The following is a 22,694-nucleotide window of genomic DNA, read 5'->3' on the forward strand; positions in this document are numbered from 1 at the left end:
GTGTGATGCAATACCGGAGGCTCGACACCCTGTCCTCCGTGCACGCTCGTCCAAGCGAGGTTCGATGGCCGTTTCACGTCGGGAACTGTTGCGATATGCGGCCGTCGGCTCGTGCGCGGCCTGGATCTCGGCCGTCGCCGCCCCCGGGGTGGCGCACGGCCGGGAGGTGCTCGGCACGATCGTCGACTACTCGGCGGCCGTGCCGTCGCCGTCGTCGATCCGTGCCGCCGGGCACATCGGGGCCATCCGGTACGTCTCGGACCGGCGGCCGGGTGCCGAATGGATGCTGGCCAAGCCGCTGACCGAGTCGGAGGCCGCCGCGCTCGTCGCCGGCGATCTCGAGGTCGTCTCGTGCTACCAGTTCGGCAAGGCCGACACCGCGGACTGGCTCGGTGGATACGACGCCGGGGTCCGGCACGCGACGCGCGGCCTCGAGCTGCACCGGGCGGCCGGGGGCCCGGCGGACCGGCCGATCTACGCCTCGATCGACGACAACCCGTCCGAGCAGCAGTTCGCCGACCTCATCGCGCCGTACCTGCAGGGCTGGCACGACGTGCTCGGCGCCGGGAACACCGGCGTGTACGCCAACGCGCCGACCATCTCCTGGGCGCGCGACGCCGGGCTGGGATCGTTCTACTGGCAGCACGACTGGGGCACGGCCGAGGGCTACGTGCATCCCGCGGCCGACCTGCACCAGGTGGGCGGCGGCACGATCGACGGTATCGGCATCGACGTCAACAACGTGTTCAGCACCGACTACGGGCAGTGGTCCCTCACCGCCGGGTGAGGCCGCCGGGTCGTGACCGCGGCACGGCCACCGTCAGGGCCAGGCCCACGACGGCGGCCAGGGCCGCCACCAGGAACGTGGCGCGGAAGGCGTCCAGGGCGGGGACGGTGGCGGTGCCGACGTTCAGGGTGTCCGCTGCGAGCAGGACGCTCACGACCGCCGCGGACGAGGAGGTCCCCACCGAGCGCATGAGCGCGTTGAGACTGTTGGCGGCCGCGGTCTCCGACAGCGGCACCGCGGTCATGATCAGCGCCGGCATCGCGGCGTAGGCCAGGCCGATACCGGCACCGATGATCATGGCGGCGACCACGATGTGCCAGATCTCCGAGCAGGCGACGTAGGCCAGGAGGTAACCGAGGCAGACGACGACCGCGCCCGCGGCGAGGGTCGTCCGGGGTCCGTACCGCGTCGTGATCCGCGCCGACACCGGCGACAGCGCCATCATGACCAGACCGCTCGGCGCGAGCACCAGGCCCGTCGCGACCATGGACAACCCGAACCCGTAGCCCGTGACGACCGGTGCCATCAACAACTGCGGGAAGGCGAGGCTGTTGCTGTAGAGCGCGAAACCGACCGCGACCGACGCCAGATTGGTGAACAACACCGGACGTCGCCCCGACACGCGCAGATCGACCAGCGGTCGCGGCCGTCGGAGTTCGTACCGGCCCCAGGCGACGGCGGTGGCGGCGGCGCCGGCGAACATCGCGAGCGTCGCGGGCGCCGTCCAGCCCCAGGTGCTGCCCTTGGTCACGGGGAGGAGGAACAGCGTCAGTGCCACCGCGAGCCCGATCGCACCGAGCAGGTCGAAACGTCCGGGATCCGCCCGGGGGGATTCGGGAACCACCCACAGCACGAGGGCGGCGGCGAGCACTCCGACCAGTCCGCAGAACCAGAACAGGGTGTGCCAGTGGGCGATCTGCGCGACGGCCGCGGCGACGGGGAAGCCGACGGCTCCGCCGACTCCCATCGTCGCGCTGATGGTCGCCATCGCTCCCGGCAGTCTGCGCGGGCGCAGTTCGTCGCGCAGGATCGCGATGCCGAGCGGGATCGCTCCGCTCGCGGCGCCCTGCAGGGCGCGGCCGGTGATCATCGGCCACAGCGTGGTGGACAGCGCGCAGACCGCGGAGCCGACGACGAGCGTGCCGAGGCACACGAGCAGCATCCGGCGTTTGCCGAACATGTCGCCGAGCCGGCCGCTGACCGGGGTGATCACGGCGGAGGCGAGCAGGGTGGCGGTGACGGCCCACGAGGCGCTCTCCACCGAGGTTCCCAGCAGATGCGGCAGTTGGGGCAGCAGTGGGACGACGAGGGTGTGCATCAGGGCGACGACGATGCCGCAGAGGGAGAGCACAGCGACGAGGCCACGGGGTGCCGGACGTTCGCCGACCGACGGGATCCGGGTCTCGACCGCCATGCGCCTCCTCGAAGCCGGGCCGCGACGACGACCGGACGTACGACATCTACCAGGTGTGGCGGCGGCGCGGGAGAACGGGCCCGTTCAACGGGACAGCGCCTGCCCGGTCAACTCTGGCAGTGCGCGGCGGGGTCGGGTTCGGCGGCGGTGACGACGAGCGTGGGGTGCGGGTCCTCGGGGGCGTCGTGGACGCCGCGCCACGACAGCAGCGACCAGCGGGACAGTCCCGACAGCGCCGAGCCGAGGCTGGCGAACGACAGCGACGACAGGGCCGAACCGAACGACCCCACCGAACCGACCGACAGCACCGACCCGACGCTGCCGACGGACAGGATCGAGTACGCCGAGCCGATGGACAGGATCGAGCCCTCGGAACGGAGGGAGAGGATCGACCGGTGGGAGCGGCGGGAGCGCAGGGATCGGGAAACGGTGTGCCCGAGGGGTGTTTCGGCCATGTCCCGGTCTACCACGCAGCGGGCGGCGCGGGAAGCGTGCGGACGACGAGCGTGCGGACGACGGAGGCCGCCGGGACGATCCCGGCGGCCTCGGCCAAGGTGCGGACGATCGATCAGGCGACCGTGACGAGCCCGATCGTCGGCAGGAAGGTGCACGAGCGCGGGGCCGCGCCCTCGGCCTGCGTGGTGATGCCACCGGAGATCACCGCGGCCACGTTGCCGGAGCCGGTGTCCGCGATCGCGCTGAGCGTCGTCGGGCCGTCGGGGTTGATCCGGGCCGCGTCGGTGAGCGTCGCGGTGCCGCTGCGGCCGTTGGAGACGTTGATCCAGCTCACCGTCAGCGGCTGGGCCTGCTGCGCGGCGAACTTGGCGGTTCCCAGCGCGGTGAACACGAACCCGGCCTGGCCGGCCTTCGGGCCCGGCGGCGGGAGCGGTGCGGGACCGGCGACGGCGAGTGCGGTGCCGATGGAGTCGCCGCCGTCGCGGATGCAGTCCTTGCCGATGCTCGGGTACAGGAACTGCGAGATCGGCACGGCGTTCGGGTCGGGGAGGTCGGGACCGCCACCGCCGCTGCCGTCGAGGAAGGTGATCACGCGCTGGAGCAGGGCCTTGACGGAGTCGGGCAGCTGCGAGTTCGCGAGCAGCTCCTTCGCCTGGTCGAGCAGCTGGTTCCGGCCGTCGGCGACGTCCGTCGGCCCGGCTGCCGCGCCGACGATGGCGGGGGCGAGGGAAGCGAGGGCCTCGACCTCTTCGGGTGCGGCGGCCTGGGTGCTCAGCATCCCCATGAGGGACTCGATCGTCAGGTCCGCCGGCAGCGGGTAGCCCGCGAGCTCGACCGGCAGCTGAAGCGTGTCGGGGAGGCCCGGAACGACGGGTTGCGCGACCGCCTGCGAGGGCACGGTGAGCGCCGCGGCGGCGGCGAGAGCGCAGGCGGTGATCATCCTGCGCGTTGCTCGGGTTCGAAGCACTTTTCCCCATCCTTGTCGTTGAAGCGGCGCCGGAGCGAGGGGCTCCGATGCCGCTGACGGCTCGGGGAGACACTTTATGTAGGCCCCCCGATCAGTACAAGCCGTGGCCGGTCTCACAGCCGCCGCCTGTATTCGCGGGAGTCTAGCCATAACGTGTTCCGATCAGTGGTGTCCGCTCGAGACTACGTGTGACGCATGTGGTTTTTGTGAGAGTAGATGAAACTGTTACTGATGTGAGTATCGTGTTCGGCCCGCCGTCGTGGACCGGATAGTCTGCATCAGTCCCCGGTCCTTCCCCGGGGCGACGTGACGACGGGAGGCCGCGCCGCAGTGTCCGATCCGGTTCGCCCGCATCGACTGTGGTGGTGCGCGGCCCTGCTGGCCGTGTCCGTCGGGGTGCGCCTGGCGTGGAACTTCCTCACCCCCAACGGCATGAATCTCGTGGATCTGCACGTGTACGTCGACGGGTCCGCGGCGCTGTTGCGCGGGGAGCTGTACGACTTCACCTACACCCGGGACACGCCCGAGTTCTCCCTGCCCTTCACCTACCCGCCGTTCGCGGCCCTGGTCTTCTTCCCCCTGCACTACCTGCCCTTCCCCGTGGTCGGAGTGCTGTGGCAGCTGCTGACCGTCGCCGCCCTGTTCGGCATCCTGCGCATCTGCCTCGAGCTGCTGTTCGGTCCCGCGGCCCACAGCGCCCACTGGACGGCGGTCGCGCTCGGGTGGACGGCGGTCGGTATCTGGACCGAGCCCATCCGCACGACCCTCGACTACGGGCAGGTCAACGTGTTCCTGGCCTTCGGGGTGATGGTCGCGGTCCGCAGCAACCGCTGGTGGCTCTCGGGCGGACTGGTCGGGGTGCTCGCCGGCATCAAGCTGACCCCGGCGGTCGCCGGTCTGTACCTCGTGGCGCGACGGCGGTGGTCGGCGGCGTTCTTCTCCGCGGCGGTCTTCGTCGTCACCGTCGCCGTCAGCTGGCTGGCGCTCGGCGAGCAGGCACGGACCTACTTCACGACGTTGTTCGGCGACGCCGAGCGGATCGGACCGGTGGGGTCGGTCTGGAACCAGTCGGTGCGCGGCGCGCTGAGCCGCATCGTGGGGCACGACGTCGGCACCGGGCCGCTGTGGCTGGCGGCGGTCGCGGTCTCGGCGGCGCTGGCCTTCGCGGCCTGGCGTGCCCTCGGCCCGGACGATCGCCTCGGCACCGTCGTCGTCGTCGAACTCTTCGGGCTGCTGGTGTCGCCGATCTCCTGGATGCACCACTGGGTATGGGTACTGCCGATGCTGGTGTGGCTGGTCTACGGCCCGCTCGCGGACCGGCGGGGGGCGCGCGTCCTGGCCGGAGTCTGGGCGGTACTCACCGTCGTCGGGGTGCCGTGGCTGCTGGGACTGGCGCAGGACTCGATGTGGGACATCTCGCGGCCCGCGGTGCTCGCCTGGGCCGGTGCGTGCAACGTGCTCGGGGTGCTCGCGGTGTACGTGTGGACGATCCTCGCCCGGCGCATCCCGGCGCGGCACCCCGCTCCGGCCGTATCCGTCAGCCGTGGACCAGCGCGTCGATCGTCCGGGCCAGTTCCACGTCCGACGCGGTGATCCCGCCGGCGGAATGGGTGGACAGCGAGTACGTCACCTTCCGCCAGCGGATGTCGATGTCGGGATGGTGGTTCGCCGCCTCGGCGGCCTCGGCCACCCGGTCCACCAGCGCGACGGCCTCGGGGAACGAGGGGGACTCGACGGTGCGCACGATCGCGTTCCCGTCCCGCTGCCACGCGGGGAGGTCGACGAGGGCGGCCTCGATGTCGGCGTCGGAGAGCAACTCGGCCATGTCTCATTCTGGGACGATGCCGCACATGAGTGCAACGACGGGCCGGGCGGACGAGGTGGTGGCCGGGGCGATCTTCCGCGACGGCCGGCTGTTGCTGGCGCAGCGGGTCGGCCCCCCGGAGCTGGCGGGGTTGTGGGAGCTGCCCGGCGGCAAGGCGGAGCCGGGGGAGTCCGCCGAGGCGGCACTGCGCCGGGAGCTGCGGGAGGAGCTGGGCGTGGAGGTCGCCGGGGCGCAGCGCGTCGGGGCCGGAGTGCCGCTGGGCGGGGGCCGGGTGCTGCGCGCCTACCGCGTGGAGCTGGTCTCGGGGGAGCCGCGGCCGCTCGAGCACGCGGCCCTGCGCTGGGTGGACGCCGACGAGCTGGAACGGATCGACCTGGTGCCCAACGACCGGGTGTGGCTACCGGAGCTGCGCGCCCGACTCCGGGGCTGACGGTGGTGCGGCCGGTCAGGCGGCGCGGGCCTTCTTCAGGCGCTTCGCGAGCTCCTTCTTGCCCAGTCCCTCGTGCTCGAGTCTCTTCATCCGCATGACCACCACCGGGCAGCGCACACAGCGGGTCTTCTTGCGGCAGCACTTCTTCTTGGGCTCGAGCTGCGCGACCTTGCTCGCCTTCACCTTGCCCATCCGGGTCGCCGGCCTTTCGTCGGTGGGGTTCCGGACCAAAGGTTAGCATGCCCTTACCTGGATGGCCGGGCCGCCGAATACAGGGTGCGCCGACGAATGCAGGGTGCGCCGGCCGGCGCGGGGCGACGTGGCGAACGTCACGCTCTGCGTCGCGAGCTGGTGAATCCGGCGTCGGCGCGCGCGGAGCACCGGGACCGGCCTGTACTGTATTGGAGGCCGCAGTGCCTGTGCGGGCCGTTCACGGCCGCGAACAGGTGACTCGCATTCGCGACGCGGCCACCGCAAGAACGCCGTACGGGCGAGGTGCCGTCTGGGTCCAGTGCCGTGTGGCCGGACAACAGCCAGGAGAGCCATCGCGTGAGCACCGCCAGTTTCCGCAACGTCGCCATCGTCGCGCACGTCGACCACGGAAAGACCACCCTCGTCGACGCCATGCTGCGCCAATCGGGCGCCTTCGCCGAGCGCGCGGAACTCGTCGACCGGGTCATGGACTCCGGTGACCTCGAGCGCGAGAAGGGCATCACGATCCTCGCGAAGAACACCGCTGTGCACCGGCACAACCCCGACGGCACCGTCACCGTCATCAACGTGATCGACACCCCCGGTCACGCCGACTTCGGTGGCGAGGTCGAGCGCGGGCTGTCCATGGTCGACGGCGTGGTCCTGCTCGTCGATGCGTCCGAGGGCCCGCTGCCCCAGACCCGTTTCGTGCTGCGCAAGGCGCTCTCCGCGTCGTTGCCGGTGCTGCTCGTGGTCAACAAGACCGACCGTCCCGACGCCCGCATCGCCGAGGTCGTCGAGGAGACCCACGACCTGCTGCTCGACCTCGCCTCCGACCTCGACGACGAGGCTTCCGAGGCCGCCGAGCAGCTGCTCGACCTGCCGGTCCTGTACGCCTCCGGCCGCGAGGGCAAGGCGTCGACCGAACAGCCCGAGAACGGACAGGCGCCGTCCGCCGAGAATCTCGACGCGCTGTTCGACGTGCTCATGAAATACATCCCCGCCCCCAAGGGCGATCCGGCCGCATCGTTGCAGGCGCACGTCACCAACCTCGACGCCTCCGAGTTCCTCGGCCGCCTGGCGCTGCTGCGCATCCACAACGGCGAACTGCGCAAGGGCCAGACCGTCGCGTGGATGCACGCCGACGGCGTGAAGAACGTGAAGATCACCGAGCTGCTCCAGACCATCGGTGTCGAGCGCCGGCCCGGTGACGTCGCCGTCGCCGGCGACATCGTCGCCGTCGCCGGCATCCCGGACATCATGATCGGCGACACCCTCGCCGATGTGGACAACCCGGTCGCGCTGCCGCGCATCACGGTCGACGAGCCGGCCATCTCGGTGGTCATCGGCACCAACACGTCGCCGCTCGTCGGCCGCGTGCAGGGTCACAAGCTGACCGCGCGCATGGTCAAGTCCCGGCTGGACTCGGAGCTGGTCGGCAACGTGTCGTTGCGCGTGCTCGACATCGGCCGCCCCGACGCGTGGGAGGTGCAGGGCCGCGGCGAGCTGGCGCTGGCCATCCTCGTCGAGCAGATGCGCCGCGAGGGCTTCGAGCTCACCGTCGGCAAGCCGCAGGTGGTCACCCGGCAGGTCGACGGCAAGGTGCACGAGCCGTACGAGGAGCTCACCATCGACAGCCCCGAGGAACACCTCGGCGCGATCACCCAGCTGCTCGCGGCCCGCAAGGGCAAGATGGTGCAGATGTCCAACCACGCCGCCGGGTGGGTGCGCATGGAGTTCATCGTCCCGTCGCGCGGCCTCATCGGGTTCCGCACCGACTTCCTCACCGAGACCCGCGGCACGGGCATCGCCAACGCCGTCTTCCACGGCTACGCCCCGTGGGCCGGCGAGATCCGCGCACGGCATACCGGCTCGCTGGTCTCCGACCGCTCGGGCTCGGTCACGCCGTTCGCGATGATCCAGCTCGGCGACCGCGGCACCTTCTTCGTGGAGCCGGGCAGCGACACCTACGAGGGCCACGTCGTGGGCATCAACCCGCGCGCCGAAGACCTCGACATCAACGTCACCCGCGAGAAGAAGCTCACCAACATGCGCTCCTCCACGGCCGACGTGATGGAAACCCTCGCCAAGCCGATCACCCTGAGCCTCGAGGAGGCCATGGAGTTCTGCGCCTCCGACGAGTGCGTCGAGGTCACCCCGGAGATCCTCCGGGTCCGCAAGGTGCACCTCTCGGCCACCGACCGGGCCCGCGCCCGCTCGCGGGAGAAGGCTCGCAACAAGTAGTCGCGGCACTGGACGAGTAGTGCGGCAGGGGTGGTCCCGGTGCGGCCGGGACCACCGCCGCATCCCGGAGGGAAGGGAGGCCGGATGCGCAGGTTCGCCGGGATCACCGCCGTCGCCGCGGTGCTGGGGTTGTCGGCGTGCACCGCCGATCCGCCGCCGCCGATCGAGCAGACCGAACCCACCCGGACCCCCGCCCCGGTTCCCCAGCTGAACACCGTCGTGGTGGCGGTCGACGACGTGGGCGCCGGGTTCAATCCGCACCTGCTCGCCGACCAGTCGCCCGTCGGCAACACGGTTGCCGGGATGGTGCTGCCGAGCGCGTTCCGGCCCGTGCCCGATCCCGCGCGGCCCGGTGCCACCGTGTGGATGCTCGACGAGTCCGTCCTCGTCTCGGCCGACGTCACCTCGCAGGCGCCGTTCACCATCACCTATCAGGTCCGCGACGAAGCGCAGTGGTCCGACAGCGCACCCATCGCCGCCGAGGACTTCCGGTACCTGTGGCAGCAGATGATCACCGAGCCCGGCGTGGTCGATCCCGCCGGCTACCGCCTCATCGAGGACGTCGGATCCTCCGGCGGCGGCAAGACCGTCACCGTCACCCTGCGCGAGCCCTACCCGGCGTGGCGGGAACTGTTCACCCACCTCCTGCCGGCCCACCTGGTCAAGGACACGCCGGGTGGATTCGCCACGAGCCTCGCCGAATCGATCCCGGTGTCCGGTGGGCAGTTCCATGTCAGGTCCGTCGACCGCGGGCGGGGCGAGATCCTGCTCGAACGCAACGACCGGTTCTGGGGGACCCCGGCCCGGCCCGACCGGATCCTGTTGCGGCGCGGCGGAACCGACGCACAGCTCGCCGAGTCGATGCGCACCGGCGACGCCCAGGTCGCGCAGATGCACGGCGGCGGCTCCGCGCTGCTCGCCCAGCTCGGCGCGATCCCGCACGTGCGCACCGGCACTCAACTCCAGCCCCGCGTCCTGGAACTGACCCTCAACGGCCGCACGACCGAGTTCGCGGATCCGCGCGTGCGCCGCGCCGTCCTCGGACTTCTCGACCCGGACCTGCTGGCCACGGTCGCGGCCGGCACGGAATCGGCCGTGGTCGCGGCCCGTGCACAGGTGCTCGCCCCGTCCGACCCCGGATATGCGCCGAGCATGCCGCCGCGGCCGGGCCGCGAGGAGTCCCTCGCGCTCCTCGCCGCGGCCGGTTACGTACCGGCCGACCCGGCGACGGTCGAAGCGACCGGCACGCCGGTACCGGAAGCGGCGACGACCGGGCTGCTCGCCCACGGAGACGCGCCCCTGGCGCTCGTGCTGGGCGTGCCGGAGAACTCCCCGGTGGCCGACGCCGTCGCCCACACCGCGGCGGACCAGCTGCGCGGAGCCGGCGTCGCGGCCACCGTGACCACGCTGCCGCCCGACGAGCTCTACGGCGAGGCACTCGTCCGGGGAACCGTGCACGCCGTGGTCGGCTGGACCCGCGCCGGCGGCGACCCCGCCACGGCCGCGATGTCCCGATTCGGTTGTCCACCGGCGATTCCCGGGCAGGGGAGCCCCCCGGTCGAGCCGGATCCGGCGCCCGCCCCGGACAGCGGCACCGTGCCCGGCGCCGACACCGGTCCCGGGGGTGACACCGTTCCCGACGACGAGATCGAAGCCGCCGAGGCGCAGCTCGCCGCACCGAGCAACGTGTCCGGGGTGTGCGACCCCGCCCTCGAACCGGAACTCGCCGGCGCCCTGCGCGGCGCCGGCGACGTGCCCGCCGTCCTGGCCGGCGCGCAGCCGAAGCTGTGGGACCTCGCGGTCACCCTGCCGATCCTGCAGGACCGCACCGTGATCGCCGCGGGACCCGGCGTCGAGGGCGTGACCCTGACCGGCGCGATCCCCGCCGGGCCCCTGTCCGATGCGCAGAACTGGTGGAGGACCACCCCGTGACCGACCGAACCGACCCCGCGTCGCGGCGCCTGCTGCTGGTGCACGCCCACCCTGACGACGAATCGATCACCACGGGCGGGACCATCGCGCACTACGCCGCTCGGGCCGCCGAGGTCACCGTCGTGACGTGCACCCTCGGGGAGGAGGGCGAGGTCATCGGGGACGAATGGGCGCAGCTCACCGCCGACCGCGCCGACCAGCTCGGGGGTTACCGCATCCACGAGCTCGGCCGGGCGCTGGCCGCCCTCGGCGTGCCCGCGCCGCGCTTCCTCGGCGGTGCCGGGCACTGGCGCGATTCCGGGATGGCCGGGACCCCGTCGGCTGCGAACCCCCGGGCCTGGGTGAACGCCGACCGGGACGAGGCGGTGGCCGCCCTGGTCGCGGTGATCCGCGAACTGCGCCCGCACGTGGTGGTCACCTACGACCCGGTGGGCGGCTACGGCCACCCCGACCACATCCGGGTGCATCACGTCGTGACCGCGGCCGTCGAGGCCGCGGGGACCGACGCCTACCCGCACGCCGGCCCGCCGTGGGACCCGGCGAAGCTCTACTGGACCGTCACCGAGGCGAGCGCCCTGCGCCGCGGCATCGAGGACATGACCGCCCTGCCCGACGGGTGGCGGCGACCCGGCCCCGACGAGCTGCCGAGCGTGCCCGACGACCAGGTCACCACCGTGGTCGACGTCGCCGACGTGCTCGACGCCAAGCGGGCGGCGCTCGCGGCGCACGCGACCCAGGTGGTCGTGGCACCCGGCGGGGCACAGTTCACCCTGTCCAACCTCGTCGCGCAGCCCGTGCTGGACCAGGAGCACTACGTACTGGTCCGCGGCGACCGCGGCGACGGCCCCGGACGGGAGCGTGACCTCTTCGCCGGGCTGGGTTAGTGTGACCACGAGCACCGGAAAGGTGATCGCGATCACACGAGAGGGTTTCGATGTACAACTGGTCCGTCCAGAACCAGATCGTCGCATTCGTCGATTCGTTGCGTCCCTACGCGGACCAGATCAATGCCGCCTACTACCAGGCGCTCTACGGCTTCGCGGACCAGGCCAGCCACGTGCTCACGCTCATGGGCTACCCGCCCGTGCCGTGATCGGCCGGGACCCGGTGCCCACGGACCCGCGCCCGTGGCGCACTATCGAACCATGACGGTCGATCCCGCCACCACCGCCACGCAGGCCTCCGCGCCCCCGGCGGCGACGCCGCGTACGGGCATCGTCGCGCTGCTGACCTTCGACGGCTTCCTCTGCGCGCTGCTGTCCGTGTTCTTCCTCGGCCTGTACATCGGCACGGTGCCGTTCCCGATCACGATCGTGCTGGCCGGCGCGGCGAACGTGCTGCTGGTGATGGCGATGCGCGCCGAAACCGGATCCACCTCGCGCGCGGCGTGGCCGCTGCTGGCGTGGATCGTCGGATTCGTCCTGTGCCTGGCCGGCGGTCCCGGCGGCGATCAGCTCCTCGTCGCCGACTGGCGGACCCTGCTGCTGCCGGTCGGTGCCCTGGCCCCCGCCGGGTTGTACCTGTTCGTCGCGCGCATGGCCGCCCTCACGAGTGCAGTCCGGCAGCCCGCGCCGCGTCCGTGAGCACGGCGGTGAGCATGGCCGGGGTGAGCCGGCCGGTGAACGTGTTCTGCTGGCTCACGTGATAGCACCCGAACACGTGTAACGGCCCGCGGTCCGCGGCGTCGCCGCGCGGCAGCAGTTCCACCCCCGCCCCGTGCCCGAATCGGGGGCGCGGACGCGGCACGACCCAGCCGGCGTCGTCGAGCACCGGGAACAGCGCCTGCCATCCGAAGCCGCCGAGCACCACGATCGAGCGCAGCGTCGGCGTCAGCAGCTGCAGCTCCGCGTCGAGCCAGGTGCGGCACGTGTCCCGTTCCTGCGGCGTCGGCCGGTTGGCCGGGGGCGCGCAGTGCACCGGCGACGTGACGCGGGTGCCGAACAGCTCGAGGCCGTCGCCGCGGTGCGTCGCGGTGGGCTGCGACGCCAGGCCCGCCGCGTGCAGCGCGGCGTAGAGGAAGTCGCCCGAGCGGTCGCCGGTGAACATCCGCCCGGTCCGGTTGCCGCCGTGCGCGGCCGGCGCGAGGCCGACGATCAGCAGAGACGCGTCCGCCGGACCGAACCCGGGCACGGGACGCGCCCAGTACTCCTCGTCGCGGAATGCGGCACGCTTCTCCCGGCCCACCTGCTCGCGCCACGCGACCAGGCGGGGGCAGGCCCGGCACTCGATCAGGCAGGCGTCGAGCGTGGCCAGGTCGCGTGGCCGCCCGATATCCGGGTTCATCGTCGCACCCAGGCGTCGCCGGCGCCGGGTGTGACCGCCTCGACCAGCGCCCACGCCTGCTCCGCGGGAAGGTCCACGACCTCGTAGCGGCCCGTGCCGGCCGGCGTCGCGGCGACGACGGTCGCCACTCCCGCGCGGCGCTGGAAGAACGACTGCCGCACCGTCCAGCCGATGATGCCGTCCGCCTCGAGCGAGACGCGGCGCCGATCCAGTGAGCCCCCGCGGGTGATCAACCACGCCGGCGCGTCCGCCGTTCCGGCGCCGAGCACGGCATGACCCAGGCTGCGGTAGCGATCCCACGCCAGCCCCACCGCCCCCGTCGCGACGACCGCGACCACCGGTATCCACGCCGCCACCGGCACCGTGCGGCCGGTGACCGCGACCGTCGCCGCGGCGGCCGCGACGGCCAGTGCCACGGGCAGCAGCGCCCGGGTGAACCGTCGTCGCCGGGCCGCCGGCCCGTGCGCACGCAGCGGTGCGTCGAGCTGACGGGTGTCGCGCAGCACCGCCGCCGCGACCCGTCGCGCCTCGGCGGACGGCGCGGGCGGCAGCAGCAACGACGACTCGCCGTGCTCGGCGGCGACACCGGTCATCACCGCATCGAGCCGGGCCCCGCCGACCAGGCGCAGCGCCAGCGGCTCGCGCAGGCTCACCCCGCGCAGACGGCGCCGATCCAGGGTGGTGTGCCGGTGCCGCAGCAGGCCGTGCCCCACGCGCAGCATCCGTCCGTCGTCGGTGACCGACAGGTCCGCATAGAGCAGCACGTAGCGCACGCACGCCACCAGGCTCGCCACAACGACGAGGACGAGCAGGCCGAACCCGGCGGCGACGAACGGCCCGGTGGCCTCGACCGACGACAGCCCACGCTCGACGGCGGCCGACTCGCCGAGCCGCTCGGCGAGTCCGTACTGGAAGGCCAGTCCCACCACCGCCGCGACGGTGACCAGCCCCGTGGTCGAGAACGGGGCGTAGCGCACCCAGCCCGGCCGGAACCGGGCGACCTCGGTCTCGGCGGGTGCGACCACCCCGGGCTCCTCGGCCGGCGTCCCCGGGTGCGTGCCGAGCAGGGCGTCGCGCAGCGCCGGCACGGCGCCGATCGCCAGGCCGTTCAGCTCGAACCGGTTGCGGTCCCGGCCGGCGCCGGTGCGCTGCCCGGTCCCGAGCCGGACCACCGCCAGCCCGAGCAGCCGGTGCAGCAGACGCTGCTCGACGTCCACCGACCGGATGCGGCTGCGCGGCACCGACAACAGCTGGCGCTGCAGCAGGCCGCGGCGCAGTTCCACGTGCACCGGCCCGATCCGGTAGGTCGTGGTGAACCAGCGCAGCACGCCGATCCCCACCAGCAGCACCGCCACCGCCAGGCCCCAGCCGTGATTGCCGCTGCTGCTGCCGAGCACCACGGACGCCACGAGCACGGGCAGCAACCGCAGCACCTCCTCGACGGGATGGATCAGCAGCATCCGCGGATCGAGCCGCAACCACGGCTGCTCGGCCTCGGCGGCGAGGGCGGCGGCGTCGGACCGCGCCGGCGGGACGGGGACGTCGCTCACGTGGCGTCCGCCTGGTTGCTGCCGGCGATCGCGGTGAGCCGCGCGGCGGTGGCGTCGGCGACCCCGACGTCGAGGGCGGTGATCGCCACGGCCCCGGCGGACGAGGCGGTGGTGACGGTCACGGTGGCGAGACCGAGCCACCGGTCGAGCGGCCCACGCTCCGTGTCGACGGTCTGGATCCGGGAGATCGGCGCGATCCGGCGCTCCTGGGTGAACCACCCCGAGCGCGTGTACACCGCGGTGTCGGTGATCTCCCAGCGGTGCACCCGGTACCGCCACAGCGGCATCACGCCGACGTGCGCGACGGCGAGAACCGCGGTGACCACGGCGGCGGCGACGTGCCAGCCCGGATACCGGCCGGAGTCGACGATCGCCCACACCACCTGGGCGGCGACGACCGGTACCCACAGCAGTGCCGCGCCCACCGCCCACAGCAGCCGCGCTTTCGGGCTGGGACGCCACGCCGGGTCGGCCATGGTCACCGGTGCCGGCGGGGCGGCATCGCCGACGGCGGTGGGCGGGGGAGCGTCCCGGGTCACGTGGTTCTCCTCGTCGGTGGTGTCCTGTCGGTTCCAGGCTAAGCTGATCGGCGAGCAGACCCGGCAACGCTGCGCCCGGGTTCGGAGTCGACACGAGGAGGAGGACCGCCGTGACCGAATCATCGGAGACCACCGAATTCACGGAACTGCCCGAGGCGGATCGGATCGAGCAGGAGATGCCGGCGGAGGACGAACCGGCCGACGACGAGGTGACCTCGGTCCCGCTCGAGGTGGAGCCTGCGGATGCTCTGGAACAGAGCCGGGTCGTCCCGGGCGACGAGGACTATCCGCGCGAGTGAGCGCGCCGGGGACGTGGCCCCGAGGTGGCATGGGTCCGGCGGGTGGCGCATGATCGGCCAATGACCGATTCGACCCACGACGGTGCCACCCCCGCGACGTTGCCCCTGCCCACGGTCCGCGCCGGCGCGGGCGAGCCCGCCTCGTCCGCGACGGATCCGGCGCGAGTGTCGCCGTCGGGCATGCGACGGGCGTTGCGCCGGGCGCGGGACGGGGCGACGCTCAACGTCGACGAGTCCGCGATCCTGCTCTCGGCGCGTGGTTCGGACCTCGAGGACCTGTGCGCTTCGGCCGCCCGGGTGCGCGACGCCGGTCTGCTCGCGGCGGGCCGGCCGGGCACGGTCACGTATTCCCGGAAGGTGTTCGTGCCGATCACCCGGCTGTGCCGGGACCGCTGCCACTACTGCACGTTCGTGACCGTGCCGGGCAAGCTGCGCGCCGCCGGGCACGGGATGTACCTCGAACCCGACGAGATCCTCGACATCGCCCGGCGTGGATCCGAATTGGGTTGCAAGGAAGCACTTTTCACGCTCGGTGACCGGCCGGAGGACCGCTGGCCCGAGGCGCGGCAGTGGCTCGACGAGCGGGGCTACGACTCGACCCTCGACTATGTGCGCGCGATGGCGATCCGGGTGCTCGAGGAGACCGGGCTGCTGCCGCATCTGAACCCCGGCGTGATGAGCTGGGCCGAGATGTCCCGGCTCAAGCCGGTGGCCCCGTCGATGGGCATGATGCTCGAGACCACGTCGGCCCGGTTGTTCACCGAGCAGGGCGAGTGCCACTACGGCAGCCCCGACAAGGATCCGGCGGTGCGCCTGCAGGTGCTCACCGATGCGGGCCGGCTGTCGGTGCCGTTCACCACCGGCATCCTCGTCGGTATCGGCGAGACGCTCACCGAGCGCGCCGAGTCGATCGCGGCGATTCGTAAGTCCCACAAGGCGTTCGGGCACATCCAGGAAGTGATCGTGCAGAACTTCCGGGCCAAGGACGACACCGCGATGCGCGAGCACGACGACGCCGGGCTCGACGAGTTCCGGGCCGCGATCGCCGTGGCCCGGCTCGTGCTCGGACCGTCCGTGCGCATCCAGGCGCCGCCGAACCTCGTCGCCGCCGACGAGTGCCGTGCGCTGCTCGCCGCGGGCGTCGACGACTGGGGCGGGGTCTCACCCCTGACCCCGGACCACGTCAACCCGGAACGGCCGTGGCCGAACCTGGATCTGCTCGCGCAGCTCAGTGCCGACGCCGGGTTCACCCTCACCGAGCGGATCGCGGCCCAGCCGCAGTACGTCCTGGCGGGGCAGCCGTGGATCGACCCGCGGATCGGTGCTCACGTCCGAGCGCTGGCGGACCCGGAGACCGGTCTGGCCCGGGACGTGACCCCGCAGGGACACCCGTGGCAGGAGCCCGACCTCGACTGGGAGTCCAGCGGCCGCGTGGATCTGAACTCCGGGATCGACGTCACCGGTCGCAACACCGAGTACCGCTCCGACCTCGGCAGCGCATTCGGCGACTGGGACACCGTGCGCGAGCAGGTCCTTGCGCTCGGCGCGCACGCCCCGGTGCGGTTGGACGGGGACGTGCTCTCCGCGCTGCGCGCCGCCGAGAAGGACCCGGCCGGATGCACCGACGCCCAGTACGTCGCCCTCGCACACGCGGACGGGCCGGGTCTCGAGGCGGTCGTCGCGCTGGCCGATCAGCTGCGCCGCGACACGGTCGGCGACGACGTCACCTACGTGGTGAACCGGAACATCAACTTCACCAACATCTGCTACACCGGCTGCCGGTTCTGCGCGTTCGCGCAGCGCAAGGGTGACGCCGACGCCTTCACCCTGTCCACGTCCGAGGTCGCGGACCGCGCGTGGGAGGCGCACGTCGCCGGCGCCACCGAGGTGTGCATGCAGGGCGGGATCGACCCGGAACTGCCCGTCACCGGCTACGCCGACCTGGTCCGCGCGGTCAAGGAACGGGTGCCGTCGATGCACGTGCACGCGTTCTCCCCGATGGAGATCGCCAACGGCGTCGCCCGCAGCGGCATGTCGGTGCGCGACTGGCTGACCGAGTTGCGCGAGGCCGGCCTCGACACGATCCCCGGCACCGCCGCGGAGATCCTCGACGACGAGGTCCGCTGGGTACTGACCAAGGGCAAGCTGCCGACGGCGGAGTGGGTCGAGGTGGTCACCACCGCGCACGAGGTGGGGCTGCGGTCCAGCTCGACGATGATGTACGGCCACGTCGACCAGCCGCACCACTGGGTGGGGCACCTGAACGTGCTGCGCGGGATCCAGGACCGCACCGGCGGGTTCACGGAGTTCGTGCTGCTGCCGTTCGTGCACCAGTCGTCGCCGCTGTACCTGGCGGGCGCGTCGCGGCCGGGACCGACGATGCGCGACAACCGCGCCGCGCACGCGCTGGCCCGGATCATGCTGCACGGCCGGATCGACAACATCCAGACCAGCTGGGTCAAGCTCGGTGTCGCCGGTACCCAGGCGATGCTGCAGGGTGGAGCCAACGACCTCGGCGGCACCCTGATGGAGGAGACCATCTCCCGGATGGCCGGTTCCCAGCACGGTTCGGAGAAGACCGTGGCCGAACTCGTGGCGATCGCCGAGGGGATCGGTCGGCCGGCCCGCCGACGGACCACCGCCTACGCGCCGGTCGACGGGGGCGCCCTGAGCGGGGCGCGCCCGTGACCCCCAGGCTGGGCGACGGGGTCGTCGCGGCGGCTCTGGACGCGACCGCAGCCGGTGTCGGGCCGCTGTTCGGCCTGGCGTACCTCGACCCGTTCGGGCTCAAGGCCCGCACCTTCGTTCCCACGGTGCGGGAGCGGACGGCGATCGGGCAGGTGCTCGATGCGGCCGCGGCCCTGCTCGACGCGGGTCGCGTGCCGGGCACGGCGGCGTGGGCGGACGCCTCGGAACGGGAGCGCGTGAACTGGTGGATCGGCGGGCTCGGGTCGGTCTCGACGCTGCCCGTCGCGTTCCCGGGGATGCTGGGCGTGCTGGGCCGGATGCTGCCGTTGCAGGACGCCCTCGGCTTTCTCAACCAGGCGGTCGTGCTGCTCGCCGTCGCCCGGGAACGGGGAATCGACGACCGCGACCGGCAGGTGCGGATGCTCGCGGCCGTGCTGTGCCGCCGCGACCTCCCCGGGGGCGGCGACGCCGGGACGGCGCTGTCGTGGGTGCGGCGTCCGGTGCGGTCGACGATCGACCTGGTCCGGGCGGTGAACGCGGAACTCGCACGGCGTCCGCAGCCGGCCGGTGCGTGGCGCGCGCTCGGGGTGCTGCCGCTGGTCGGGGCGCTGGCCGGATACGTCGGTGAACGGGCGGCCCTGTCCCGGGCCGCGGCGGACGGGCAGCAGTGGCTGGCCGCCCACCCGGAACCGGGCTAGTCAGGGCACCCTAACTCCGAGGGCGGTGCCCGCGGCGGGGGATACTGGACGGCGACGGACGCGGAGCGCGCCCCGATTCGGCGTGACCGTGCAGGTCGGCGGGCTACCAGAGAGGCAGGGAGAACACCAGTGACGTACACGATTGCGGAACCGTGCGTGGACGTGTTGGACAAGGCGTGCATCGAAGAATGCCCGGTGGACTGCATCTACGAGGGCGGTCGCATGCTGTACATCCATCCGGACGAGTGCGTGGACTGCGGTGCCTGCGAGCCGGTGTGCCCCGTCGAGGCGATCTTCTACGAGGACGACGTGCCGGACGAGTGGAACGCGTACGTCAAGGCCAACGTCGACTTCTTCGACGACCTCGGGTCCCCGGGCGGCGCCGCCAAGCTCGGCAAGGTCGACTACGACCCGCCGTTCGTCAAGGCGCTGCCCCCCATGGGCGAGGAATAGTGATCGGCGGTACCGTGACGCGCACTCGTCGTTCGGTGGCCGCGAGCCTGCCGGACTTTCCGTGGGACTCGCTGACCGCCGCGAAGGAGAAGGCGGCCGCGCACCCGGACGGCATCGTCAACCTCTCGGTGGGCACGCCCGTCGATCCGGTCGCACCGATCATCCGTGACGCGCTGCTCGCCGTCGCCGACGTGCCCGGCTACCCGACCACGCACGGCACCGACGAGCTGCGGGCCGCCGCCGTCGGGGCGCTGGCCCGCCGCTACGGCGTCACCGGCATCGACGAGTCCGCGATCCTGCCCGCCGTCGGCACCAAGGAGATGATCGCCTGGCTGCCGAGCCTCCTCGGCCTCGGCGGCGGTGACCTCGTGGTGATCCCCGAACTGGCGTACCCGACGTACGAGGTGGGCGCCCTGCTCGCGGGCACCCGGATCATCCGTGCCGACGGGCTCAACCGGCTGGGACCCGAGGGCGCGGCGCTGGTGTTCGTGAACTCGCCGTCGAACCCCACGGGCAAGGTGCTCGGCCTCGAACACCTGCGCAAGGTGGTGGACTGGGCCCGCAGCCGCGACGCGATCGTCGTCTCCGACGAGTGCTACCTGGGCCTGACCTGGGAGGGTGAGGCGCTGTCCGTCCTGCACCCGAGCGTGTGCGACGGCGACCACACCAACCTGCTCGCCGTGCACTCGCTGTCGAAGACGTCCAACCTGGCCAGCTACCGGGCCGGCTTCGTCACCGGCGACGCCGGACTCGTCGCCGACCTGCTCGAGGTGCGCAAGCACGCCGGGATGATGGTGCCGCTGCCGATCCAGTCGGCGATGACCGCCGCCCTGAACGACGACGGACACGAGAACGCGCAACGCGAGCTGTACCGCGCGCGCCGCGAGATCCTGCTCGCGGCCGTCCGGGGCGCCGGGTTCACCGTCGACCATTCCGAGGCCGGCCTGTACCTGTGGGCCGGCCGGGGCGAGGAGTGCCGCGCGACGGTCGACTGGTTCGCCGAACGCGGGATCCTCGTGGCACCCGGTGAGTTCTACGGTCCCGGGGGCGTCCAGCACGTGCGGATCGCGCTGACCGCCTCGGACGAGCGGATCGCCGCCGCCGCGCAACGACTGGCGTGAGCCGTGCTCGGCGGTGGATCCACCACCGCCGAGCAGCGGAAGCGCCGTTGCCCGAGCAGGATTGCCGGATGCAGGGCGGTGTTCGGCGCTACCCTGGGCCCAGGGAGGCCCCATGGACGCCGTCACTGCAGTTCCTGCGCCGGCCAACGAGCCGGTCCACACCTACGCTCCCGGCAGCCCGGAGCGGGAGCGTCTCACCGCCAAGCTGAAGGAGCTCGCGGCCGAACCGGTGGACGTCTCGCACGTCCTCGGCGGCGAGCACGTGCACGGTGAGGGCGATCGCTTCGACATCGTGCAGCCCCACAACCATCGTGCGGTGCTCGGCACGCTGCGCAACGCCACCCCCGCGGACGCGACGGCGGCCGTCGAGGCGGCGACGGCCGCGGCTCCCGCGTGGCGGGAGATGTCGTTCGACGCCCGCGCGGCCGTGCTGCTGCGGGCCGCCGACCTGCTCGCCGGGCCGTGGCGGGAGACCGTCGCGGCCGCGACCATGCTCGGGCAGTCCAAGTCGGTGCAGCAGGCGGAGATCGACGCGCCGTGCGAACTCGTCGACTTCTGGCGCTTCAACGTGCACTTCGCCCGCGCCCTGCTCGCCGACCAGCCGTACTCGTCGCCCGGCGTGTGGAACCGGATGGACTACCGGCCGCTCGAGGGATTCGTGTACGCGATCACCCCGTTCAACTTCACCGCGATCGCCGGGAACCTGCCCACCGCTCCGGCGCTGCTGGGCAACACCGTGGTGTGGAAGCCCGCACCGACGCAGTCCCTGGCGGCGTACTGGACGATGCGCCTGCTCGAGGCGGCGGGGATGCCGCCCGGCGTGATCAACCTGATCACCGGGGACGGCCGGGTCGCGTCGGAGGTGCTCCTGCGCGACCCGCGGCTGGCCGGTATCCACTTCACCGGCTCGACCCGGACGTTCCAGCACCTGTGGCGGGAGGTCGGGGCCCACATCGACGGCTACCGCACGTATCCGCGGCTGGTGGGGGAGACCGGCGGCAAGGACTTCGTCCTCGCGCATCCGTCGGCCGATCCGGGCGTGCTGTCCACGGCCCTGATCCGGGGAGCCTTCGAATACCAGGGTCAGAAGTGCTCGGCGGCCTCGCGGGCGTTCGTGCCCCGCTCCCTGTGGCGGCGCATGCGCACCGAGTTCCTCGACGAGGTCGAGAGCCTGACCTACGGCGACGTGACCGATCTGTCGAACTTCGGGGGCGCCCTGATCGACCGGACCGCCTACGAGAAGGTCGTCGGCGCGCTCGAGCGGGCCCGCGACCGCGAGTCGATCGAGATCGCCGTGGGCGGTGGGTACGACCAGTGGGTCGGCTGGTTCGTGCGGCCCACCGTCCTGCTCACCGACGATCCGGGTGACGAGGCGATGTGCACGGAGTACTTCGGCCCGGTGCTGAGCGTGTACGTCTACGACGACGCGGAGCCGGACGCATGGGGACGCGTGCTCGACCTCGTCGACCGGGGCGCCCCCTACGCGCTCACCGGTTCGGTGATCGCCGAGGACCGTGCGGCGGTCGAGGAGGCCACCGCCGCGCTGCGGTTCGCGGCCGGCAACTTCTACGTCAACGACAAGCCCACCGGCGCGGTGGTGGGGCAGCAGCCCTTCGGCGGGGGACGGGCGTCCGGCACGGACGACAAGGCGGGCTCGCCGCTGAACCTGCTGCGCTGGGTGTCGGCGCGGACGATCAAGGAGACGTTCGTGCCGCCCACCGACTACCGGTATCCGCACATGAAGGGCGGGTGAGGTCCGTGGTCTCGGCGAAACCGGTGCCGGCGCCGCCCGCGCCGTCGCGGGCGTTGCCGCGGCTGGCGTCGAACCCGCTGCGACCGGTGATCCTCGCGGCAGCCAAGTCGTCGCGCGTCCGGGCGCTGGTCACCGCGGCGCCGCCCACCCGGCGGCTCGTGGACCGGTTCGTCGCCGGCGACACCCGCGCCGACGCCTTGGCAGCGACGAAGGCCCTGCTCGACACGGGGCGTTCGGTGAGCATCGACCATCTCGGCGAGGACACCACCGACCGTGCGCAGGCCCGGGCGATCGTCGCGGAGTACGAGGCGCTGATCGCCGACCTGGCTTCGTCGTCCGGGGCCGGCGGCCCGGTGCCGGCGGTGGAGGTGTCGGTCAAGCTCACCGCGTTGGGTCTGGCGCTCGGCGCCGAAGGTCCCGCCGTCGCGCTCGGGCACGCCCGGCAGATCTGTGCGGCCGCCGCCGAGGCGGGGGTGTGGGTCACCGTCGACGCCGAGGACCACACCACCACCGACGCCACCCTGTCGATCGTGCGGCGGCTGCGTGCGGACTACCCGTGGGTGGGTGCCGTGCTGCAGGCCTACCTGCACCGCACCGAGTCGGACTGCCGGGAGCTGTCCGGCCCGGGCTCGCGGGTGCGGCTGTGCAAGGGCGCCTACCGCGAACCGGCGTCGGTGGCGTACCAGGACGCCGCCGAGGTGGACGCCTCGTACCTGCGCTGCCTGCGGGTACTCATGGCCGGGCAGGGTTATCCGATGGTGGCCTCGCACGACCCGGCGATCGTGGCGGCCGCGGGACCGCTCGCCGCCGAGTACGCCCGCGGCCCGGACGGATTCGAGCATCAGATGCTGTACGGGATCCGCGACCTCGAACAGCGTCGGCTCGCCGATGCCGGGCACCGCATGCGGGTGTACGTCCCCTACGGGGCGCAGTGGTACGGCTACCTGATGCGGCGGCTCGCGGAGCGGCCCTCGAACCTGAAGTTCTTCCTGCGCTCGGTGGTGTCACGGGGTTGACGACCCGGCGCCGGGAGAGCGGACCCGCCGTCGCCGGAACCGGACGC

23 protein-coding genes are annotated in these 22,694 nt (G+C 72.5%); 15 read left to right on the plus strand and 8 right to left on the minus strand.

Annotation, left to right across the window (positions count from 1 at the left end):
• The first annotated feature begins 64 nt into the window (after nucleotides 1–64).
• The gene (locus RR3_RS00945) at nucleotides 65–787 is read left to right on the plus strand and encodes a DUF1906 domain-containing protein (protein WP_017680220.1); all 723 of its coding nucleotides are present in this window, start codon (nucleotides 65–67) and stop codon (nucleotides 785–787) included.
• Here RR3_RS00945 and RR3_RS00950 read toward each other — a convergent pair.
• From RR3_RS00950 to RR3_RS00960, 3 genes are all read right to left on the minus strand, one after another.
• Nucleotides 774–2,201: an MFS transporter gene (locus tag RR3_RS00950; RefSeq protein ID WP_017680219.1), complete on the minus strand. Its 1,428-nt coding sequence runs from the start codon at nucleotides 2,199–2,201 to the stop codon at nucleotides 774–776. The two genes, RR3_RS00945 and RR3_RS00950, sit on opposite strands and share 14 nt — an antisense overlap.
• 107 nt (nucleotides 2,202–2,308) lie before the next feature.
• Nucleotides 2,309–2,656 carry a hypothetical protein gene (locus RR3_RS00955; protein WP_010592485.1) on the minus strand — a complete coding sequence of 116 codons (348 nt, stop codon included), beginning with the start codon at nucleotides 2,654–2,656 and terminating at the stop codon, nucleotides 2,309–2,311.
• Between the two features lie 113 nt (nucleotides 2,657–2,769).
• On the minus strand, nucleotides 2,770–3,624 hold the full coding sequence (locus RR3_RS00960; protein ID WP_026137630.1) for an Rv1157c family protein: 855 nt from the start codon (nucleotides 3,622–3,624) through the stop codon (nucleotides 2,770–2,772).
• A 330-nt stretch (nucleotides 3,625–3,954) separates the two neighbouring features.
• On the opposite strand from RR3_RS00960, the gene RR3_RS00965 reads away from it, so the two are divergent.
• Nucleotides 3,955–5,217 (plus strand): mannosyltransferase, encoded by a 1,263-nt coding sequence (locus tag RR3_RS00965; protein WP_010592483.1) that lies wholly within the window; start codon nucleotides 3,955–3,957, stop codon nucleotides 5,215–5,217.
• Here the strand turns inward: RR3_RS00965 and RR3_RS00970 are convergent.
• Nucleotides 5,162–5,449, minus strand: a complete 288-nt coding sequence (locus tag RR3_RS00970; protein ID WP_010592482.1) for a 4a-hydroxytetrahydrobiopterin dehydratase — start codon at nucleotides 5,447–5,449, stop codon at nucleotides 5,162–5,164. The genes RR3_RS00965 and RR3_RS00970 overlap by 56 nt on opposite strands.
• Nucleotides 5,450–5,474: 25 nt before the next feature.
• On the opposite strand from RR3_RS00970, the gene RR3_RS00975 reads away from it, so the two are divergent.
• On the plus strand, nucleotides 5,475–5,879 hold the full coding sequence (locus tag RR3_RS00975) for a (deoxy)nucleoside triphosphate pyrophosphohydrolase (protein ID WP_048771775.1): 405 nt from the start codon (nucleotides 5,475–5,477) through the stop codon (nucleotides 5,877–5,879).
• A gap of 15 nt (nucleotides 5,880–5,894) precedes the next feature.
• Here RR3_RS00975 and RR3_RS24770 read toward each other — a convergent pair whose 3' ends face one another.
• Nucleotides 5,895–6,071 carry a hypothetical protein gene (locus RR3_RS24770; protein ID WP_003936054.1) on the minus strand — a complete coding sequence of 59 codons (177 nt, stop codon included), beginning with the start codon at nucleotides 6,069–6,071 and terminating at the stop codon, nucleotides 5,895–5,897.
• Between the two features lie 357 nt (nucleotides 6,072–6,428).
• Here RR3_RS24770 and typA point away from each other — a divergent pair, with 357 nt between their 5' ends.
• The 5 genes from typA (at nucleotide 6,429) to RR3_RS00995 (ending at nucleotide 11,830) form a co-directional block, all read left to right on the plus strand.
• Nucleotides 6,429–8,315: a translational GTPase TypA gene (gene typA / locus RR3_RS00980; RefSeq protein ID WP_010592480.1), complete on the plus strand. Its 1,887-nt coding sequence runs from the start codon at nucleotides 6,429–6,431 to the stop codon at nucleotides 8,313–8,315.
• A gap of 84 nt (nucleotides 8,316–8,399) precedes the next feature.
• The gene (locus RR3_RS00985) at nucleotides 8,400–10,247 is read left to right on the plus strand and encodes an ABC transporter family substrate-binding protein (RefSeq protein WP_064065828.1); all 1,848 of its coding nucleotides are present in this window, start codon (nucleotides 8,400–8,402) and stop codon (nucleotides 10,245–10,247) included.
• Nucleotides 10,244–11,131, plus strand: coding sequence for an N-acetyl-1-D-myo-inositol-2-amino-2-deoxy-alpha-D-glucopyranoside deacetylase (mshB, locus tag RR3_RS00990; RefSeq protein ID WP_010592478.1), 888 nt, complete (start codon nucleotides 10,244–10,246; stop codon nucleotides 11,129–11,131). The genes RR3_RS00985 and mshB overlap by 4 nt, the downstream gene beginning before the upstream one ends.
• Before the next feature lie 50 nt (nucleotides 11,132–11,181).
• Nucleotides 11,182–11,340: a hypothetical protein gene (locus tag RR3_RS24775; RefSeq protein ID WP_006933951.1), complete on the plus strand. Its 159-nt coding sequence runs from the start codon at nucleotides 11,182–11,184 to the stop codon at nucleotides 11,338–11,340.
• A gap of 52 nt (nucleotides 11,341–11,392) precedes the next feature.
• Nucleotides 11,393–11,830, plus strand: coding sequence for a hypothetical protein (locus tag RR3_RS00995; RefSeq protein WP_048771770.1), 438 nt, complete (start codon nucleotides 11,393–11,395; stop codon nucleotides 11,828–11,830).
• Here the strand turns inward: RR3_RS00995 and RR3_RS01000 are convergent.
• The 3 genes from RR3_RS01000 to RR3_RS01010 are packed head-to-tail and all read right to left on the minus strand — an operon-like array spanning nucleotide 11,793 to nucleotide 14,619.
• On the minus strand, nucleotides 11,793–12,530 hold the full coding sequence (locus tag RR3_RS01000) for a uracil-DNA glycosylase (protein ID WP_010592476.1): 738 nt from the start codon (nucleotides 12,528–12,530) through the stop codon (nucleotides 11,793–11,795). The two genes, RR3_RS00995 and RR3_RS01000, sit on opposite strands and share 38 nt — an antisense overlap.
• The gene (locus RR3_RS01005; protein WP_017680212.1) at nucleotides 12,527–14,080 is read right to left on the minus strand and encodes a PH domain-containing protein; all 1,554 of its coding nucleotides are present in this window, start codon (nucleotides 14,078–14,080) and stop codon (nucleotides 12,527–12,529) included. The genes RR3_RS01000 and RR3_RS01005 overlap by 4 nt, the downstream gene beginning before the upstream one ends.
• Nucleotides 14,077–14,619, minus strand: a complete 543-nt coding sequence (locus RR3_RS01010; RefSeq protein ID WP_010592473.1) for a PH domain-containing protein — start codon at nucleotides 14,617–14,619, stop codon at nucleotides 14,077–14,079. The genes RR3_RS01005 and RR3_RS01010 overlap by 4 nt, the downstream gene beginning before the upstream one ends.
• Before the next feature lie 110 nt (nucleotides 14,620–14,729).
• Between RR3_RS01010 and RR3_RS01015 the strand changes: the two genes are divergently transcribed.
• The 7 genes from RR3_RS01015 (at nucleotide 14,730) to RR3_RS01045 (ending at nucleotide 22,647) form a co-directional block, all read left to right on the plus strand.
• Nucleotides 14,730–14,918 (plus strand): Rv3202a family protein, encoded by a 189-nt coding sequence (locus tag RR3_RS01015; RefSeq protein WP_010592472.1) that lies wholly within the window; start codon nucleotides 14,730–14,732, stop codon nucleotides 14,916–14,918.
• A gap of 60 nt (nucleotides 14,919–14,978) precedes the next feature.
• On the plus strand, nucleotides 14,979–17,606 hold the full coding sequence (locus RR3_RS01020; protein WP_010592471.1) for a bifunctional FO biosynthesis protein CofGH: 2,628 nt from the start codon (nucleotides 14,979–14,981) through the stop codon (nucleotides 17,604–17,606).
• Nucleotides 17,603–18,304, plus strand: coding sequence for a hypothetical protein (locus tag RR3_RS01025; RefSeq protein WP_010592470.1), 702 nt, complete (start codon nucleotides 17,603–17,605; stop codon nucleotides 18,302–18,304). Before RR3_RS01020 ends, RR3_RS01025 begins: the two co-directional genes overlap by 4 nt.
• A 129-nt stretch (nucleotides 18,305–18,433) precedes the next feature.
• Nucleotides 18,434–18,757, plus strand: coding sequence for a ferredoxin (gene fdxA, locus RR3_RS01030; RefSeq protein ID WP_003936066.1), 324 nt, complete (start codon nucleotides 18,434–18,436; stop codon nucleotides 18,755–18,757).
• On the plus strand, nucleotides 18,757–19,878 hold the full coding sequence (gene dapC / locus RR3_RS01035; RefSeq protein ID WP_017680209.1) for a succinyldiaminopimelate transaminase: 1,122 nt from the start codon (nucleotides 18,757–18,759) through the stop codon (nucleotides 19,876–19,878). The genes fdxA and dapC overlap by 1 nt, the downstream gene beginning before the upstream one ends.
• 112 nt (nucleotides 19,879–19,990) lie before the next feature.
• Nucleotides 19,991–21,631, plus strand: coding sequence for an L-glutamate gamma-semialdehyde dehydrogenase (gene pruA, locus RR3_RS01040; RefSeq protein WP_010592468.1), 1,641 nt, complete (start codon nucleotides 19,991–19,993; stop codon nucleotides 21,629–21,631).
• Entirely contained in the window at nucleotides 21,628–22,647 is a 1,020-nt protein-coding gene (locus RR3_RS01045) for a proline dehydrogenase family protein (protein ID WP_048771766.1), read from the plus strand. Before pruA ends, RR3_RS01045 begins: the two co-directional genes overlap by 4 nt.
• The last annotated feature ends 47 nt before the right edge of the window (nucleotides 22,648–22,694 follow it).

The sequence above is a fragment of the Rhodococcus ruber NBRC 15591 genome, from assembly GCF_001894945.1.
GTDB classification, from domain to species: Bacteria; Actinomycetota; Actinomycetes; order Mycobacteriales; family Mycobacteriaceae; genus Rhodococcus; species Rhodococcus ruber.

What these genes read in the sequence shown, in the direction of transcription:
- RR3_RS00945 (WP_017680220.1), top strand. Translation starts at nt 65, where the DNA reads ATGGCCGTTTCACGTCGGGAACTGTTGCGATATGCGGCCGTCGGCTCG.
- RR3_RS00950 (WP_017680219.1), bottom strand. Translation starts at nt 2,201, where the DNA reads ATGGCGGTCGAGACCCGGATCCCGTCGGTCGGCGAACGTCCGGCACCC.
- RR3_RS00955 (WP_010592485.1), bottom strand. Translation starts at nt 2,656, where the DNA reads ATGGCCGAAACACCCCTCGGGCACACCGTTTCCCGATCCCTGCGCTCC.
- RR3_RS00970 (WP_010592482.1), bottom strand. Translation starts at nt 5,449, where the DNA reads ATGGCCGAGTTGCTCTCCGACGCCGACATCGAGGCCGCCCTCGTCGAC.
- RR3_RS00975 (WP_048771775.1), top strand. Translation starts at nt 5,475, where the DNA reads ATGAGTGCAACGACGGGCCGGGCGGACGAGGTGGTGGCCGGGGCGATC.
- RR3_RS24770 (WP_003936054.1), bottom strand. Translation starts at nt 6,071, where the DNA reads ATGGGCAAGGTGAAGGCGAGCAAGGTCGCGCAGCTCGAGCCCAAGAAG.
- RR3_RS00985 (WP_064065828.1), top strand. Translation starts at nt 8,400, where the DNA reads ATGCGCAGGTTCGCCGGGATCACCGCCGTCGCCGCGGTGCTGGGGTTG.
- RR3_RS24775 (WP_006933951.1), top strand. Translation starts at nt 11,182, where the DNA reads ATGTACAACTGGTCCGTCCAGAACCAGATCGTCGCATTCGTCGATTCG.
- RR3_RS00995 (WP_048771770.1), top strand. Translation starts at nt 11,393, where the DNA reads ATGACGGTCGATCCCGCCACCACCGCCACGCAGGCCTCCGCGCCCCCG.
- RR3_RS01000 (WP_010592476.1), bottom strand. Translation starts at nt 12,530, where the DNA reads ATGAACCCGGATATCGGGCGGCCACGCGACCTGGCCACGCTCGACGCC.
- RR3_RS01020 (WP_010592471.1), top strand. Translation starts at nt 14,979, where the DNA reads ATGACCGATTCGACCCACGACGGTGCCACCCCCGCGACGTTGCCCCTG.
- pruA (WP_010592468.1), top strand. Translation starts at nt 19,991, where the DNA reads ATGGACGCCGTCACTGCAGTTCCTGCGCCGGCCAACGAGCCGGTCCAC.